This is a genomic window from Chitinophaga sp. H8, assembly GCF_040567655.1.
Lineage (GTDB): Bacteria > Bacteroidota > Bacteroidia > Chitinophagales > Chitinophagaceae > Chitinophaga > Chitinophaga defluvii.
Window position 1 is genome coordinate 2,676,266 of record NZ_JBEXAC010000001.1, and the last position, 16,213, is coordinate 2,692,478.

The window sequence follows — 16,213 nt, forward strand, 5'->3', positions numbered from 1 at the left end:
AATGGCATACTAGCATCTAGTTGCATGTGTTTGATTTAGTTTTGGTTAATGAATAACAACTTTTCTGGCGCTGATACTATATTCAAAATGTTTGGTCTGTTGTAAAACTTTTAGTAATTGTTCAAGTGATTCCTGTTGTACATTGCCTGTAAACGGGGAGTTCAGGAGTTCCTGGTTATCACACTCTACAGTAATGTCGTACCAACGCGCTATCCGTTTTATTAACTGCGAAAAACTTTCGCTCCTGTATACAAATTTGTTATCAATCCAGGCTGTTTCCTGTATAGTACTATCTTTTCTGTCCGGTTCTATTTTCTCCAGTATAATCAGTGATTTACTGTTATCGGCAGTTATTGCTCCCGCCTTGTCTTTTTCTCCGGTCGTTTCCGGTTCTTTCAATTCCTGTTTTACAATCGCATTGGCTACCAGTAATTTCTCATGTGGACTAAGGGTGATCCGCTGCCTCCGTTCATCATGCACGGTAACTTCCACCCCTCCGCTGATCAATGTAGTTTCTGTATGTGCTTCGTCTCCGTAGGCTCTTACATTAAAAGTGGTACCCAGAACTTTCACATCAATGGTAGGCGTATGAATAATAAAGGGGTGTTCTGCCATTTTCACTACATCAAAATATCCCTCTCCGGTTAATTGCACCTCTCTTTTCTTTTGCCCGAAATCATTGGGATAGGATAATACACTCCCGGCATTCAGTACTACCAATGTACCATCCGGTAAGGTTACCCTTGATTTGGAACCGGGTTTGGTTTGTACAGTGCTCCATTCAGCTATGCTTTCCTTTCCACTCCAGGGCCATCCTGTCATATAGCTCCATACACCAGCCACCAGTAATACACCTATCCCTGCCAGCAACCGGTAACGCCAGCGACGATGCCCGGTTTCCTGAATGGGAGTTGCTGTTTCTTCCATGGCAATATTACCCATGATCCGGTCCAGCATACCTTCCTTTTGATCAGCGGTAAACTTGCCAGCACTATTAAAAGATACCTTTTCCAATAGCTGCTGTTGTTGTGCCACTTCCTTGTCTGCTGCCAGTAAGCTGTCCAGCTCTGCTTGCTCCTGTTCTGTCAAGGCACCGGATACACGCTTGGCCATCAGCTCCCAAAGCCTTTGTCTATTTTCCATCAAAATTGAAATATTGCAGTGATACTATAGATAAGACAGTATTTTTCAGAAATACTATGAAGCGGGGCAAAAAAAAATCAAAAATATTTAATCTATCCAGCCAAAATGCTGCCGGATATCTATGACTTCTCCCAGCTTTCTCAGGGCAATTGCCATCTGGGTATTGATAGTATTTATGGATACATCCAGGATAGTGGCTACTTCCCGGTATTTTAGCCCATCTTCTTTTACCAGCCTGAAAATCAGTTTGCACCGGGCTGGCAGCTGATTAATCGCTTGTTCAATGCGGCGCAGGTTTTCTTTACTGATCAGCATTTCTTCCGGAGAGGCGGTCCAGGCATTGATAGCCACATGTACATATTCGCCAGGCAGCATTTCCAATACCGGGCCGGAACGTTCCCGGTAATTATAGGCGGTGTTACGGACAGCAGTATAAAGGTAGGTATTGATATTGCGGATATCTCCTAATTGTGCCCGGTTCTGCCAGACCTTCACAAATACATCGGAAACGGCTTCTTCCGCTTCCTCCCGGCAATGCAGTAAAGCCATCGCAAACACAATCAGCCGGTCGCTATACTGCATAAACAGCTGGCGAAATGCCAACTGATCATTATTCCGCGATATCTTTTCCAACAATAAGTCCATCTACAAATGGTTATAACCGCTACAACGCTTTAATAGCAGCAAGGTATCCCCTGTTTGCTAATTTCAATACCTATAATTTCTCTGGTACTAATGTTTTTTTACCTTATTTCTTCCTTTTTGCCTTCCGCTGGTCATCCGTATGATCAAAATCATTTTTATTTATCCGGAACACCTTCACCTTTGCTGCCTGGTTAAAACAATCTCATGATAATATCCAAGCAGTTTATATTTGATGCGGCACATTTTCTGCCTAATGTGCCCGATGGCCATAAATGTAAAAACATACACGGACATACTTACCATCTTACCGTGCTGATCGACGGTCCTTTACAGGAAAACCTGGGTTGGGTAATTGATTATGGCGATCTCAAAAAAGCCATTGCTCCTGTGATTGAGCAGGTAGATCATCAGCTGTTAAACAATATTCCCGGACTTGAAAACCCCACCAGTGAAATGCTGGTAGTGTGGATTTGGCAGCAGATAAAGCCCGTGCTACCATTGCTGAAACGGCTGGAATTATATGAAACACCTACTTCTGGTGTAATCTATGAAGGGTAAAATCAGGGGTAATCCGTTTTCTCCCAGTATGTTTTTTTACCGAAGATGGCGGTACTGTCTGTCAGTTTCAGTTTTTCCAGCTGTACTGCCCACACCTTACCCGGACGCCCCACCGCCAGTGGGTGCCGTTTATGATAAAGTTGGGCCAGGTCCAGCGCTGCAGGAGGATGACTGCCCAGGAAAGTGCCGGTAAACTGAATACCTTTCAATGCCAGCAACTGTAACTTATCCGGCAAAATAGTACCAGACACTTTTTCATTTTGTGCTAATAATTGCATGTGCAGCGTCTCATCACCAGACTTAAACAAAAGCAGGTGCCGTGTTTCTTCAAAGGCATAAAAACAGTTAAAACAATAGGGAGCATTGTTTTCATCTATGCAGCAAATAGTGGCCACGCGCTGCTTTGCAAGAAAGCCGGATAATATACTTTGCATATGCCAAAGGTAAATCCGGGTGGGCTACTGTACTATGATATTTGTCAACTGACGGCAAACAAAAAGTGCATATTTCTACCGGCATTTTACAACGCACTGGTGGAAATATGCACCTATACCTGAGGAGGGCTTGTTCCTACAATAAATAAATGTTGTGTTGTTTACATTCCTGGATCATCTCTTCCGGCCAGATGCTTGCATTAATCTCTCCAATATGCGCTTTACGCAGGAAAAACATGCACAAACGCGATTGACCGATGCCACCACCTATACTTAATGGCAATTCATCTTTTAACAACCGTTGGTGAAACAGCAGATGCATACGATGTTCCTGCTCACGGATAGCCAGCTGCTGTATCAGCGCCGTTTTATCTACCCTTATCCCCATGGAAGAAACTTCAAAAGCCTTTTCCAGAACGGGGTTCCACAATAAGATGTCGCCGTTCAATCCTTTAAAACCCTCTCCATTATCTGTATGCCAGTCATCATAGTCCGGTGCACGGCCATCATGTGGCTTACCATCAGACAATTCACCGCCAATACCTATCAGGAATACAGCACCATACTTTAAGGTAATCCGGTCTTCCCGCTCCTTGGCAGTCAGGTCCGGATACAACTGTAACAGCTCTTCTGCATGAATAAAATGAATCTGCTCCGGCAATACAGGGGTGATATGAGGATACAACTGATGTACTTTCTCTTCCGTAGCTCTTAATACCCCATAAATTTTACGCACTACTTCTTTTAAGTAGTCCAGGTGCCTGCTTGCTTTTGTAATGTGCAGCTCCCAATCCCACTGGTCCACATGAAGAGAATGCGTATTATCCAGTTCTTCATCCGGGCGGATGGCATTCATATCTGTATATATACCACAGCCGGCACTGATTTCATATTCGGCCAGCATCATGCGTTTCCACTTTGCCAGGGAATGTACTACCTCCGCCCGGGCATTGCCCAGCGCTTTTATCGGAAAAGCAACCGGCCGCTCTATTCCATTGAGATCATCATTCACCCCGGTGCCCTGCAATACAAAAAGAGGAGCCATCACACGACTCAGATCCAGTGTATTACTGAAATTTGCTTCAAAAAAACTCTTCACCTGCCGGATAGCCTGCGCAGTTTGCTGCAAGGTAAGTCCGGAACTGTATCCCTGCGGGAAAATTAATCCTGGTGCGGCTTGCTTAAATCCTGTTTCCATATTGTTTCACATTAAATACAACAGCCGCAAATTAGATTTTTTCTATCAAAATGTCATATTTTTTGCAACAAATTATGTTAAAATCCGCTTTTTGATATATGCAATCAAATAAAGGAAATTTTGCTTTTATATGACATTACCCTTTTTTCATCCGGTTTTCCAGCTCTTTTATCCGGAGATTCAGCTGCTCTCCTACCCGTTTTCCCTTTCTGTATACCACTATTCTGATCTCATAGGCCCCTTCAGGTAAGGGCAAGGGTTGTTTATACACAGGATAATACTTATCGGGGTTGCCATTGTCAAAACTATAATACACGTCTGTATCTGCCGTTGCAGTAGTTATTTTTACTGCTTTTTTGCCCTGCAGCTCTTCCAGTTGTACTACCGGTGTATATACACTGCGTGCATAGTTCACGCCCGCCGCGTCAAACCGTGCAAAATGCGCTTCCATCCGATCTACAAACCCATCCCAGTGCTGTTTTTCTTTTGGCGACCACAATACCTCCGCCAATGCCAGGCCACGGGGCCAGGTCATGTACTCGGCATGCCGCTGATTATACACAGATTCTGTCCACAGATTACCCTGGCCGCCTAATATCATTTCGGGCTTTACACCTGCAGGCACCGGCTCAAAACGATAGGCATCTTCCAGGCGCAACATGGAATAAGTATCAGGCTCCAGTACCGGATCTCCCTGGTACAGATCCAGGTAACAATGCTGGGTGGGCGTCATAATTACATGATGGTTCATCTGGGCTGCTTTAATCCCCCCTTCCATACCCCGCCAGCTCATCACCGTAGCATCCGGGGCCAGTCCTCCTTCCAGTATCTCATCCCATCCGATCATTTTCTTACCCTTGGCATGCAGCATTTTTTCCATGCGCCGGATAAAATAACTTTGCAATTCTTCTACGTTCTGCAGATGGTTTTCCTTCATGCAACGCTGGCATTTCTCACAGGTTTTCCAAAAGCCTTTAAAACATTCATCCCCGCCTATATGTATATAGGGATGGGGAAATAAAGCGGCTACTTCTGTAAATACCTGATCAAGTATCGTATACACTTTTTCATTGCCCGGACATAATGCATTGTCCTCTATGCCGTAAAACTTGCTGCCGGGATTCACTTTATAAGGCAGGCCGGTGGAAGATAATTCCGGATAGGCTGCCAGCATGGCCAGACTATGGCCGGGCACATCTATTTCCGGCAATACGGTAATATGCCTGTCGGCCGCATATTGTACAATTTCTTTAATCTCTTCCTGCGTATAGTAGCCACCGTAGGTAGGGGCTTCTCCTGGCTGTGCAGGTAAAAAACTCCACCACTGACCGGTGCGGGGTACCCGCCAGGCTCCTTTAGTGGTAAGTTCCGGCAGACTTTTAATTTCTATCCGCCATCCTTGGTCATCTGTTAAATGCCAGTGAAATACATTGAGTTTATATTTGCTCATCTGGTCAATATATTGTTTGACCACTTCCTTGGAAAAAAAATGACGGCTTACATCCAGCATCAGCCCTCTCCACCCAAAACGTGGATAGTCGGTGATCTGCACACAGGGCATCTGCCATTTAGCCGCTGCCCGGGTGCTGCCCGCTATCTCCGGCGGTAATAGCTGCAGAAGGGTTTGTATACCATAAAAGAAGCCAGCAGGTTCTTTGGCTTTTATTATTATCCGCCGGGGAGTTACCTCCAGGTTATACCCCTCTTTACCTAATGTCTTATCAGGTACCGGTAATACGCGGAACTCAATGGTACCGTACTTGCCGGCTGCTGATGCAATAGGCGGACGCATCCCGGTAGGTGCCGCCAGCAATGATGCCAGTAAGGATGCCGCATCCCGGCAAACTTTATTTCCGGCGGGTACCTGTATCACCGTCTGCGGGTTTAACGTAAAAGTTCCTGCCTGCCAGCTTGCGGATACAGGTACCGGAATGATGGGTGCAACAGACTGTGCACTTGCAGTGTAACAGAGCAACAACAGCCAGCAGAAATACATATAACTTTTCACCAACAACAATTTAAAATGGTTAATAAGACCTCCAATGTACCACTTACAAATTGTGAGGCCCTATAGAAATTAAGCTTTCTTACATACCATTTTGACAAAAGAAAAGCCGTCTCCTTTTGGAGACGGCCTGGTTTGTATAAGGGTCCGGATGAAAAACAATCAATAAAAATATGGAATCAAGCAAAAAAGGCTATTTCAAAACGGATCAATATCCGGGATTATCAGGCTTCAGATTAGGGTTGTTCTTCATTTCATTTACCGGCAATGGGAACAACAGGTGTTTTTCCTGCAATGCCTGATTTGAATTCTTGTTCACATGCCCTACAAAATTGTCGAACCCTTTAGTGGTTTCATTATACACTTTCTTTAACCGTACCATGTCAAACCACAGGATCCCTTCATAACACAGCTCATGCCAGCGCTCTTTCCATACCGCTTCCCGGAAAGTGGCCTGGTTAAAAGTACCAATAGCAGGAGTCGTCAGTTTTGCACGGTCCCGTATCCGTTTCATCGCATCATATGCTGCTGCATTGGGTGCGCCTCCTGCTTCATTTTGTGCCTCAGCATAGATCAGCAATACTTCTGCATACCGGATCAGGGGCAGGTTCAGATTACTCTGGTTAGTGCCTGCTACCCCCAGGGAACCATTGGCAATGATATCAAAGTGTTTGAAAATGTAAACGTTTCCCGGATCATACAGGCCGGGGCCTTTTCCATCTTTCCAGTAATCGGAAAAGAAATACCCTTCCCTGTTTTTTGCACGAAGATCTCCGGCTTCATAAGAAGCATAAAAAGCGGCAGTAGGTACCGTAGTGCCGATGCCATCAATAGAAGAAACCGGTTGATGCAATGGCAACATACAGCTTTGTAAAGGATTGCCGGTTATATCAGACTTGTACTGTATTTCAAAAATATGCTCCAGCTTATTATTGCTGCCTACTGCATGAATCTGGTTATACGTAGGATACAAATCTATCTCGGCAGGATGCGCTGTTGCATAATCTACCACCTCTTTGGCTTTATCAGCAGCCAGCTTGTAATGAGCAGCGCCCTTGTTCAGCGGGAAACCTGCCATGGTAAGGTACACCTTTGCCAGCAGGGATTTTATCGCTGCCATAGGCACTCTTCCGGTGGCATCCATCCAGCCTAATCCTGAAGATTCCGCAGCTGTAAGATCATCTACAATCAGCTTATAGACATCTTCCTGGGTAGCCCGGGAAGGAAAAAAATCTTCCGAAGTAGTGGATTGCGGTTTGGTGATCAACGGCACATCGCCCCATAACCTTACGAGATAAAAATAAGACCAGGCACGTACAAACCGCGCTTCTCCCAGTATTCTTTTCTGTTGCCCTTCATCCATGCGTGGAATACCCGGTACTTTTTCTATCACCAGGTTAGCCAGCCCAATGGTTTTATACAATCCGTTCCACCATTGATTAATATGCAGGTTATTCCCGTCATAGATCAGTGAATAAAGATTGTTAAGGTCAGAGTTCTGCGCTGTTTCTGTATTGGTGATACCTGTTGGCGCATCCAGCAGTTGAAAGTTATTGGAGAAGATCCCTGCGCCGGCTCCTATAAACCTCATCTGGGCATAAGTTGCTGCAATAGCAGATTCTGCATGCTCAGGTATGGTATAATAATTATCCGGAGATACATTGGAAGGATCCGTTTGCTCCAGGAATTTCGAACACCCTGTTCCCAGCAACATAAAGCCGGAAATCAGCAGTGTACTCATATTTTTTATATTCAATTTCATACGGTTCGCTTTTTGAAATGAAAAATGATCATTACAGACCCACATTCAGGCCCAGGGTAAACGTAGTTGGCTTAGGATAATCAAAGAATGTTTGTCCCTGTGCAAACGCATTTCCATAAGTAGTTACTTCCGGATCATTACCACTGTAGTTGGTGATCAGGAAAAAGTTCTGAACAGAAGCATAGATCCGCAGCTTATTCAGATGGATACTTTTTATCTTCTCTTCCTTGAAATTATATCCTAACAGCAAGTTCCTGCCACGGATAAATGAACCGTCTTCCACCCAGCGGGTATCCACATTGGTAACATATCCGGCATTCTGGTCGCGGATAGCTGCAATCGGTGTATTCTGGTTGGTAGGTGTCCAGGCATTTAATACACTGGCAAAGCTGTTGGCTTGTCCCTGACGGTCTTCTCCGGAGTGATGCTGCATGTTCAGCACATCTGCGCCATAGCTGTATTGCAGGTCTACTGTTAATTCCAGGTTTTTATACTTAAAGGTGTTGATAAAGGCGCCCCATCCTTTAGGATTACCATTCCCGATGATCATGCGGTCGGCATCATTGATGGCATAATCCCCATTTACATCCCTGTATTTAATATCTCCGGGAAGGATGGGCTTACCACCGCGGTAGCTCACAAACTTGGCGGCTTCTGCTCTTTCTGCTTCACTCCAGGTACCCAGCCTGTCCAGGCCCCAGAAGGAACCTACCGGTTCGCCTATACGGATAATACCGGTCTGGTTGGTGAAATTGGGATTACCCACCCCAAAGATATCTGCCGGGGTAGCCAGGGAGAGTACCTTATTCTTATTCAGGGAAATATTAAAGGCACTGGTCCAGGAGAAGTTGGCACTTTCAATATTCACAGTGCTCAATCCTATTTCCAGTCCTTTGTTTTCCATAGAGCCGATGTTCTTACGGATGGTAGCATACCCGCTGGTGCGTGGTACAGGTGCATCCAGCAACATGTCGGTGGTTTTACGGTAGTAATAATCCACTTCCAGGGAGATCCGGTTCTTCAATAATCCCAGTTCTATACCTCCATCAAATTGGGCGGTTCTTTCCCATTTCAGATCCGGATTATCCAAACGGAAAAGCCCGGTACCGGTTACCTGCTGACCACCAATAATGGCACGGTAATCATTCCCGTTACTATTACCTGCGCTCAGGGTTTGCAAAGGGGCATAGGAAGGAATTTCAGAGTTACCGGTCACCCCATAACTGGTCCGCAATTTCAGATTGGACACCAGCGTATTCCCTTTCAGGAAAGGTTCTTCTGAGGCTCTCCAGGCTAAACCTGCGGAGGGAAAGAAAGCGTATTTATGATTAGCACCAAATTTGGAGGAACCGTCTATACGACCGGTAGCTGTCAGCATATACTTATCCTTGAAGCTATAGTTTACCCTTCCAAAGTAAGAGTTAAAGGCACTGCGGTCCCTGGAAGAATTTACAGAGATCGCACTGGATCCTGCTCCCAGGTTATTCGTCTGATAATAGTCTGTATTAAAGTTTTCTGAGTGTGCGCCAAAACCGTAAAAATTGGATTCCTGCCAGGCTATCCCCAGCAAGGCATTAATTGCATGCACCTGGTTAATACGTTTGTTATACGTCAGGTAATTTTCAAGTGACCAGTAACTTTCCCTGCCATTCAGCGCATTGGCGATCCCTTTCTGACCATTGGAAATACCATACAGCTCCCTGGCAGCATATTCATTGATTCCCCTGGTGACTACATCCACCCCTAATACGGTTTTCATTTCCAGCCCTTTGGCAAAAGTGATGTTTGAATACAAACTACCCAATGCAGTTTGTGTGTTCATAATCAGCTTGCGGTCAGTCAGGATATGTACCGGGTTAGATCCTCCTTCTGCTCCCGGGTACAACTGATTATCCCCCCATACACCATTGGGCATTTTTACCGGCAAAAACGGAAAGGCTTCCGTGATCATCCTCACGGAGTTTAATCCACCGGTACCCTGATCTACAATGTTTTCTTCCTGGCTGTTATACGTAAGGCTTCCCCCTACGGTGAGCCATTCCTTCATTTTGCTGTCAAAATTAAACCTGGCAGAATAGCGTTTCAGATAAGAGTTCAGCAATAACCCTTCATCATCCCGGTAACCCACGTAAATACCATAAGTATTGTCGCCGTTACCGCCGCTGAAGCCTAACTGATGATTCTGTGAAATCTTATGTTGTACCGACTCTTTTAACCAATCCGTATTATACAAAGGATCACCGTTGCTGTCAAACAGTTCGGGTATACCTGCCCGCTTTACTTTAGGCACTACTTTCTTGGCATAGTCACCATTAGCCCAACCTACCGGGTCATACACTTTGATATTCTCGTAAGTAAGGTCTTCCACTTTTACAAATTCTTTTGCATCCAGCATTTTTACCCGGTGTGGCCCGATAGTATTGGTACTTACGCTCACATCATAGGTAAGTCTGGGTGGGCCGGGTATACCTCTTTTACTGGTAATCAGGATTACCCCGTTGGCACCTCTGGCACCATAAATAGCTGTTGCGGAAGCATCTTTCAATACTTCCACGGAAGCGATATCCGAGGGGTTAATGAAGTCAATCGCATTACTGTTATTGGCTTGTGTACCCATGGGCAATGCCACTCCATCCAATACATACAAGGGGTTATTGGTAGTGTTGATGGAGCTGAAACCACGGATTCTCACGGCAGTTTGTCCTCCCGGACGACCGGAGTTTACGCTCACGGATACCCCTGGAATCCTGCCTGCCAGTGCCTGGTTGACAGAAGGGGCTTCTCTTTCTTTTAATGCAGCTCCTCTTATGGAGGCTACTGCACCGGTAACGTCCGAACGTTTTTGTGTACCATAACCAATAACAACTACATCCTGTAAAGATTTTACATCTGCCGACATTGTAACATTTACAACAAGACCATATCCAATCTCTCTTTCTTGGGTAGTGTAGCCAACAAATGAAAAGGTAAGGGTGGCGGCATTCTGAGGTACTTCAATAGCATAGGTACCATCCGGCTTTGTTTGTGTACCTGTCGAGGATCCCTTTACCTGTACAGTTACACCTGGCAATGCTGTTTTATCATTGGCATCTGTTACTTTACCGGTAATTTTCCTCGACTGGGAAACCGCCAGCAAACACATCAGCAGCAGCCATGTTGTTTGCACGCCAGCCCGCATCAGGAAGGTTAATTTTTTCTTCATACGTTTTGTGATTTAGGATTATTAGTGATAAGTGGAATCTCTTGGCAAAAGGCTCCCCCACCCACCCTGAGGCGGAGCTGTCAGACAAGCGCAATACTGCCGGGAATTACCCATAGTAAACCCGTATCCCATTTGAATGGAATGCGATATGCGCTAAATGTTCAGGTGTGAATGTTTGAAATGCACGAATAACAAGCGGCCGTAATAAACCCTACGCTGTAACTTGTACGCTACAGCAGGATTTAACGCCCTGGTGTGCTACAATCATCACGAAAGCAACTAAGTTCAATTAATAACAGTACGAGATAAAGATTTGGTCATGTGTAAAAAACATAATAATGAAATGTACTGATGTTTCATTACTATGATACCTGAATAACGTGTTTGAATCAATTAAGGCAATGTACTTTTAACTACCATAAAATCGATTTTGCAGTGAATTGAAATGGAATGATTCATCATAGTATCGCAAAAACCAGCGTAAAAATTTCTTTTTAAAAATTAAACTACCTGCACGGGGACCTTTGGTGGATTTTGGTATCTGAATAAACAAGTCAATACTAAATCAGTATCTCCACAAAAATAGAAATCTTTTTCATAACTAAAACGATTTTGCAAAAAAATAATACTTTTTGAATTTTATATTTCAACGGGGGCTACCAACAATAAAAAATTGCAATGCAACAAGGCAAAATGCAGTGGAAATAGGTAGTGAAAAAACGAACAACAATCTCCCATAAAAAACAAAAGCCGGTTGTCTAATACAACCGGCTTTTGTTTTATGTCTGACAGCTTATTTTCCGTTAAGGTATAAATGAAAGGTATCTCCTCTTAAACCTACCCGCATCGCTTCTAATGGGATAACATCGTCAAAGGCAATATTGCCCAGGTTGGCATTACAACCTAATACGCCCAGGAAATATAACTGCTGGTCTTTGCGGGGAGCTTCCCATATAATCTTTTCTGCCGGGATTTTTGTAAGTATCTCCTGTACCAACCCTTCCCTCACCTCTCCGGAATCACGATACAATCCTACGGTACCGGTTTCACGGGCCTCCGCAATCACATAAGAAGCACCAGCGCTATACTCTGCTTTCATCAATTCTATCCATTTATAAGGTGGGGTCACATGCTCCCGGTCTTTATCCTTGGAGCCTACTTCACTTAATACCTTTCCATATTTGGTCAGCTTTTCTATATATCCGCACTTTTCCGCGTGTGGAATATTAATAGAACCATCTGATACTTCCATATAAGAAATATCGTAGTCCTTAATCATGTTTAAATAATCCTCAAACTGGTTACGAATGATAAACGCTTCAAATAGCAGCCCCCCAAAATACACCGGGATCCCTTTGGACTGGTAAGCCTCAATCTTTGCCCGGAGGTTGGGAGTTACATAAGCGGTACCAAAAGCGAGTTTTACGATATCAATGTGAGCGGAGGCCACTTCCACAAAATTCTCTACATCCCTTAAACTCAAGCCTTTATCTGTTACCATAGTAAGGCCGGATTGCCTTGGCTTTACTGTTCTTTCCGGAATACTGTTCAGCTGAAAATTCATATAATTCGCTTATTTTCTTTTACGGATGATGTATCAAAATTAGTCATATTTGAGGGAAAGGCGTTCGCGAAATTCAAATAAAAAATATATCCGGTTACTTTAAAGGGTTACCACGTTTATCCTCTAACGATTATCTTTGGTACTTCCCTTGCAAAGAAAGGGCCGGTATACAACCTGATATCTACATCCAAGTGGTAATTATAAAATCATTGCATGAAAAAACTGAAGTACATGCTGCTGCTGTTTTTCATGGCCGGAAGTATCCTGGCCTGCGGGCAACCTGTCAGCAAAAAAAGCAGCACAGGACACCAGCCTAAACAGCCCAACATAGTATTAATTGTAGCAGACGATATGGGTATTGGCGATGTGGGGGTATATGGGCAAACCAAAATACGTACCCCTTACCTGGATAAAATGGCCGCCAATGGTATGCGCTTCTCACAATTCTATGCGGGCTGCCCCGTATGTGCCCCTTCCCGTGCATCATTGATGACCGGACAGCATACCGGACGTACGCCTATCCGTGGTAATAAGGAAATAGAACCGGAAGGCCAGTGGCCACTCCCCGATTCCACGGTCACTATCGCCACCATGCTGAAAAAGGCAGGATATACTACCGGCGATTTTGGTAAATGGGGCCTGGGTTTCATCGGCACCTCCGGCGATCCGGTACAGCAAGGCTTTGATACTTTCTATGGCTACAACTGCCAGCGCCAGTCACATAATTATTATCCGGACCATTTGTGGCAAAATGATACCCGGGTAAATTTTCCGGACAACTGGAAAAACAAGCAACAATATGCCCCTGCGATCATCCAGGAAAAAGCACTTGCCTTTATTGACGACAATAAAGAAAAGCCGTTCTTCCTATATCTGACTTATACCCTGCCCCATGCTGCATTGCAGGTGCCGGAAGACAGTACCTTCGAAAACTATAAAAAACTGTTCAATGAAACTCCCCGCACCATCAGGCAGCCATGGGATGGGAAAGGTTATGAACCTCAGGCTTATCCCAACGCAGCTTATGCTGCCATGGTAACCCTGCTGGATAGCTATGTGGGACAGGTATTGGAAAGGCTGAAAGCACAGGGGCTGGAAGAAAACACCCTGGTGATTTTTACGAGCGACAATGGCCCTCACCGGGAAGGCGGCAATGATCCAGTCTTTTTTAACAGCAGTGCAGGTTTTCGTGGCATCAAAAGGGATATGTACGAAGGTGGTATCCGGGAGCCCATGATTGCTTACTGGCCAGGCAAAATCAAGGCAGGCAGCACTTCTGCCCATATGGGCGCCTTCTGGGATTTTATGCCCACCTTCGCCGCTATCGCTCAAACCAAAACACCGGCTTATATCAACGGTATTTCTTTCCTGCCCACTTTAACCGGCGCCAAAAACCAACCTCAACATAAATACCTCTATTGGGAGTTTCATGAGGATGGTGGCAAACAGGCAGTACGTATCGGCTCCTGGAAAGGGATCCGTTTAAAAGCGCTGAAAAACCCGCAGGCACCGGTAGCATTATACGACCTGGAGAAAGATCCGGCAGAAACGACCGACCTTGCTACCGCTCATCCGGAAGTAGTAAAACAAATCGTACAGATCATGCAGGAGGCCCGGACGGAAAACAAGGATTTCCCCTTCTGGCCATAAACAGCCAGGCATGCATGATATACCCCCTTGCTGGTAAAGCCATACTGCTTTATCAACAAGGGTTTTCTCTTTCCACATAAAAAATATTTAAAAATATAATACCTTTGCCGCTTTATATAAACCAGATATGTCATCTTACGCATTAATCACAGGAGCAAGCAAAGGGTTAGGCAAATCCATGGCAGAACAGCTGGCAAAAAGGAAATATAACCTGTTGCTCGTAGCCCGTTCTGAAAAAGAGCTGGAAGCATTGTCCCGCTTCCTGTCGCATACCTACAATGTGGCTGTTACTTACCTGGCTATTGACCTGTCATTGCCAGAGGCGGCTCAAAAAGTATATGACTGGTGTAACCGCCCTGGTTTTAATATCTCCATCCTGATTAATAATGCCGGTTATGGCCTCTGGGGCAAGTTCCATGAACAATCCCTGGAAAGCCAGCTCAATATGTTGCAACTGAATATGCAATCATTGGTAGCGCTTACCTATAAGATCATTCCTTTGTTGCAACAACAGCCGGAGTCCTATATTTTAAATGTATCCAGTACCTCTGCCTACCAGGCAGTGCCCACCCTCAGCCTCTATGCCGCTTCCAAAGTGTTTGTCCTTTCTTTTACCAGGGGATTAAGGCATGAATGGAAAAATAAGGGTATCACCGTATGTTGCCTCTGCCCCGGTCCTATCAATACCGGGTTTATAGACCGTGCAGGACTTACCTCTATTAAAGCTACTGCCGAACGGTTTGGAATGCATCCGGATGAAGTGGCCGCAAGTGCTATTAAAGGCATGTTCCGCAAAAAAGCAGAAATGATCCCCGGCATCATAAATTATCTTTCAGCCATGGCTACCCGTATTTTCCCTAAAGTAATGGTGGAAAATATTGCTGCCGGACTGTATAAAAAAGCTACTCCGGTGGCGCCTGCCAATACTAACACCTAACATACTGACAAGGATAGAAACGGTTATAGCTATGACCCATATTATTTTTTAACAATTTGTTAATATGCGAAAAATAGCTATATTTACTATGCTAAAAATATAGACTATAATCATGATGACCACAACAATAACTATTTCCGAGAGCTTATTCAATTTCCTTGCTTTAAGCAAAACTTGTCCTCATTGTTGTAGCTAACCTCCGAACCTGTCCTCCTTATTCACTGTAGCAACCGGTCTGTGTAGGAGCCGGTATAAATAATTTTAAAAGTCCCTGACAATTTAACATTCGTAAACAATATGGCAACTAATTATCAAACGTTCACCTTATTGGAAAAACTGACACCGGAACAACGTCAGTTTTTTGATACTCACGGGTTCATTCACTTTAAGCATTTCATGTCTCCTGAAACGGTTCAGCAAATCATAAAATCATCTCAGGAAGTAGAACAAAAATGGATCGCCGACAATGTGGAGAAGATCAACGGAGTACCCATCAAATATGGTAATGATCTGGATGGGAAAAGGATTGTACAACGTTTTGCCTTCATTAATCAACACGCACCTTTTTTAGCAGATTTCATAAAAAAACCTGAATTAAACGCATTACTGGACCTGATAGGCCCCGGCGCAAGGATTGGTGCAAATGAAAAAGACGGCATGGTGTTCAATCACTATGTAAATGGCGAAAACAGCAAGTTTACCAAAATGGGCTGGCATACCGACGGGCTCCGGGATATCTTTATCGGAGGTCGTTTAAACCCCATGTTGAATGTTGGCCTGCACTTAAGCACGCTTCAACCTGAAAACGGCGGGTTAAGGATCATTCCCGGTACCCATAAACAAAGCCTGATGAGCATGTTGTTCCGGAAACGGTACTTCTTTGATCATCGCCCGGATAAAAATGAAATTGCGATCATGCCGGAAGCTGGCGACCTCACCGTTCATGACGGCCGTCTGTGGCACCGCGTAGCACAATCTTCTGTTGTAGGCGAAAGCAGCCGCAGAAGAGTGATCTATATTCCGATCATTGCCGGAAAATATGTTCCGAGAGACGAAAACAGCCCTACCCTCTTCTATCAGAAGTTTGCCGGACTGGTTAAATAATTAGTGCAAGC

12 protein-coding genes are annotated in these 16,213 nt (G+C 44.6%); 4 read left to right on the forward strand and 8 right to left on the reverse strand.

Annotated elements, in window-relative coordinates; all coding sequences use genetic code 11:
* Window positions 1-45 precede the first annotated feature (45 nt).
* Window positions 46-1,143: a FecR family protein gene (locus ABR189_RS10050; protein ID WP_354660347.1), complete on the reverse strand. Its 1,098-nt coding sequence runs from the start codon at window positions 1,141-1,143 to the stop codon at window positions 46-48.
* A gap of 87 nt (window positions 1,144-1,230) precedes the next feature.
* Complete coding sequence (locus ABR189_RS10055) at window positions 1,231-1,788, reverse strand: RNA polymerase sigma-70 factor (RefSeq protein ID WP_354660348.1); 558 nt, start codon at window positions 1,786-1,788, stop codon at window positions 1,231-1,233.
* Window positions 1,789-1,992: 204 nt separating this feature from the next.
* On the opposite strand from ABR189_RS10055, the gene queD reads away from it, so the two are divergent.
* On the forward strand, window positions 1,993-2,346 hold the full coding sequence (queD, locus tag ABR189_RS10060) for a 6-carboxytetrahydropterin synthase QueD (protein ID WP_354660349.1): 354 nt from the start codon (window positions 1,993-1,995) through the stop codon (window positions 2,344-2,346).
* Window positions 2,347-2,348: 2 nt separating this feature from the next.
* Here the strand turns inward: queD and ABR189_RS10065 are convergent, their stop codons facing one another.
* The 6 genes from ABR189_RS10065 to ABR189_RS10090 form a co-directional block, all read right to left on the reverse strand.
* Window positions 2,349-2,780 (reverse strand): pyridoxamine 5'-phosphate oxidase family protein, encoded by a 432-nt coding sequence (locus tag ABR189_RS10065; RefSeq protein ID WP_354660350.1) that lies wholly within the window; start codon window positions 2,778-2,780, stop codon window positions 2,349-2,351.
* A 136-nt stretch (window positions 2,781-2,916) separates the two neighbouring features.
* On the reverse strand, window positions 2,917-3,978 hold the full coding sequence (gene asnA, locus ABR189_RS10070) for an aspartate--ammonia ligase (RefSeq protein WP_354660351.1): 1,062 nt from the start codon (window positions 3,976-3,978) through the stop codon (window positions 2,917-2,919).
* Window positions 3,979-4,114: 136 nt separating this feature from the next.
* Window positions 4,115-5,986, reverse strand: a complete 1,872-nt coding sequence (locus tag ABR189_RS10075; protein WP_354660352.1) for a beta-N-acetylhexosaminidase — start codon at window positions 5,984-5,986, stop codon at window positions 4,115-4,117.
* A gap of 205 nt (window positions 5,987-6,191) precedes the next feature.
* The gene (locus ABR189_RS10080) at window positions 6,192-7,745 is read right to left on the reverse strand and encodes a RagB/SusD family nutrient uptake outer membrane protein (protein ID WP_354660353.1); all 1,554 of its coding nucleotides are present in this window, start codon (window positions 7,743-7,745) and stop codon (window positions 6,192-6,194) included.
* A 31-nt stretch (window positions 7,746-7,776) separates the two neighbouring features.
* The gene (locus ABR189_RS10085; protein WP_354660354.1) at window positions 7,777-10,947 is read right to left on the reverse strand and encodes a SusC/RagA family TonB-linked outer membrane protein; all 3,171 of its coding nucleotides are present in this window, start codon (window positions 10,945-10,947) and stop codon (window positions 7,777-7,779) included.
* 793 nt (window positions 10,948-11,740) lie between these two features.
* Window positions 11,741-12,511 carry a phosphosulfolactate synthase gene (locus ABR189_RS10090; RefSeq protein WP_354660355.1) on the reverse strand — a complete coding sequence of 257 codons (771 nt, stop codon included), beginning with the start codon at window positions 12,509-12,511 and terminating at the stop codon, window positions 11,741-11,743.
* Between the two features lie 213 nt (window positions 12,512-12,724).
* Here ABR189_RS10090 and ABR189_RS10095 point away from each other — a divergent pair, with 213 nt between their 5' ends.
* The 3 genes from ABR189_RS10095 (at window position 12,725) to ABR189_RS10105 (ending at window position 16,202) form a co-directional block, all read left to right on the forward strand.
* The gene (locus ABR189_RS10095; protein ID WP_354660356.1) at window positions 12,725-14,161 is read left to right on the forward strand and encodes an arylsulfatase; all 1,437 of its coding nucleotides are present in this window, start codon (window positions 12,725-12,727) and stop codon (window positions 14,159-14,161) included.
* Between the two features lie 127 nt (window positions 14,162-14,288).
* Window positions 14,289-15,098, forward strand: coding sequence for an SDR family NAD(P)-dependent oxidoreductase (locus ABR189_RS10100; protein ID WP_354660357.1), 810 nt, complete (start codon window positions 14,289-14,291; stop codon window positions 15,096-15,098).
* Window positions 15,099-15,395: 297 nt separating this feature from the next.
* Entirely contained in the window at window positions 15,396-16,202 is an 807-nt protein-coding gene (locus ABR189_RS10105) for a phytanoyl-CoA dioxygenase family protein (RefSeq protein WP_354660358.1), read from the forward strand.
* Window positions 16,203-16,213: the final 11 nt, after the last annotated feature.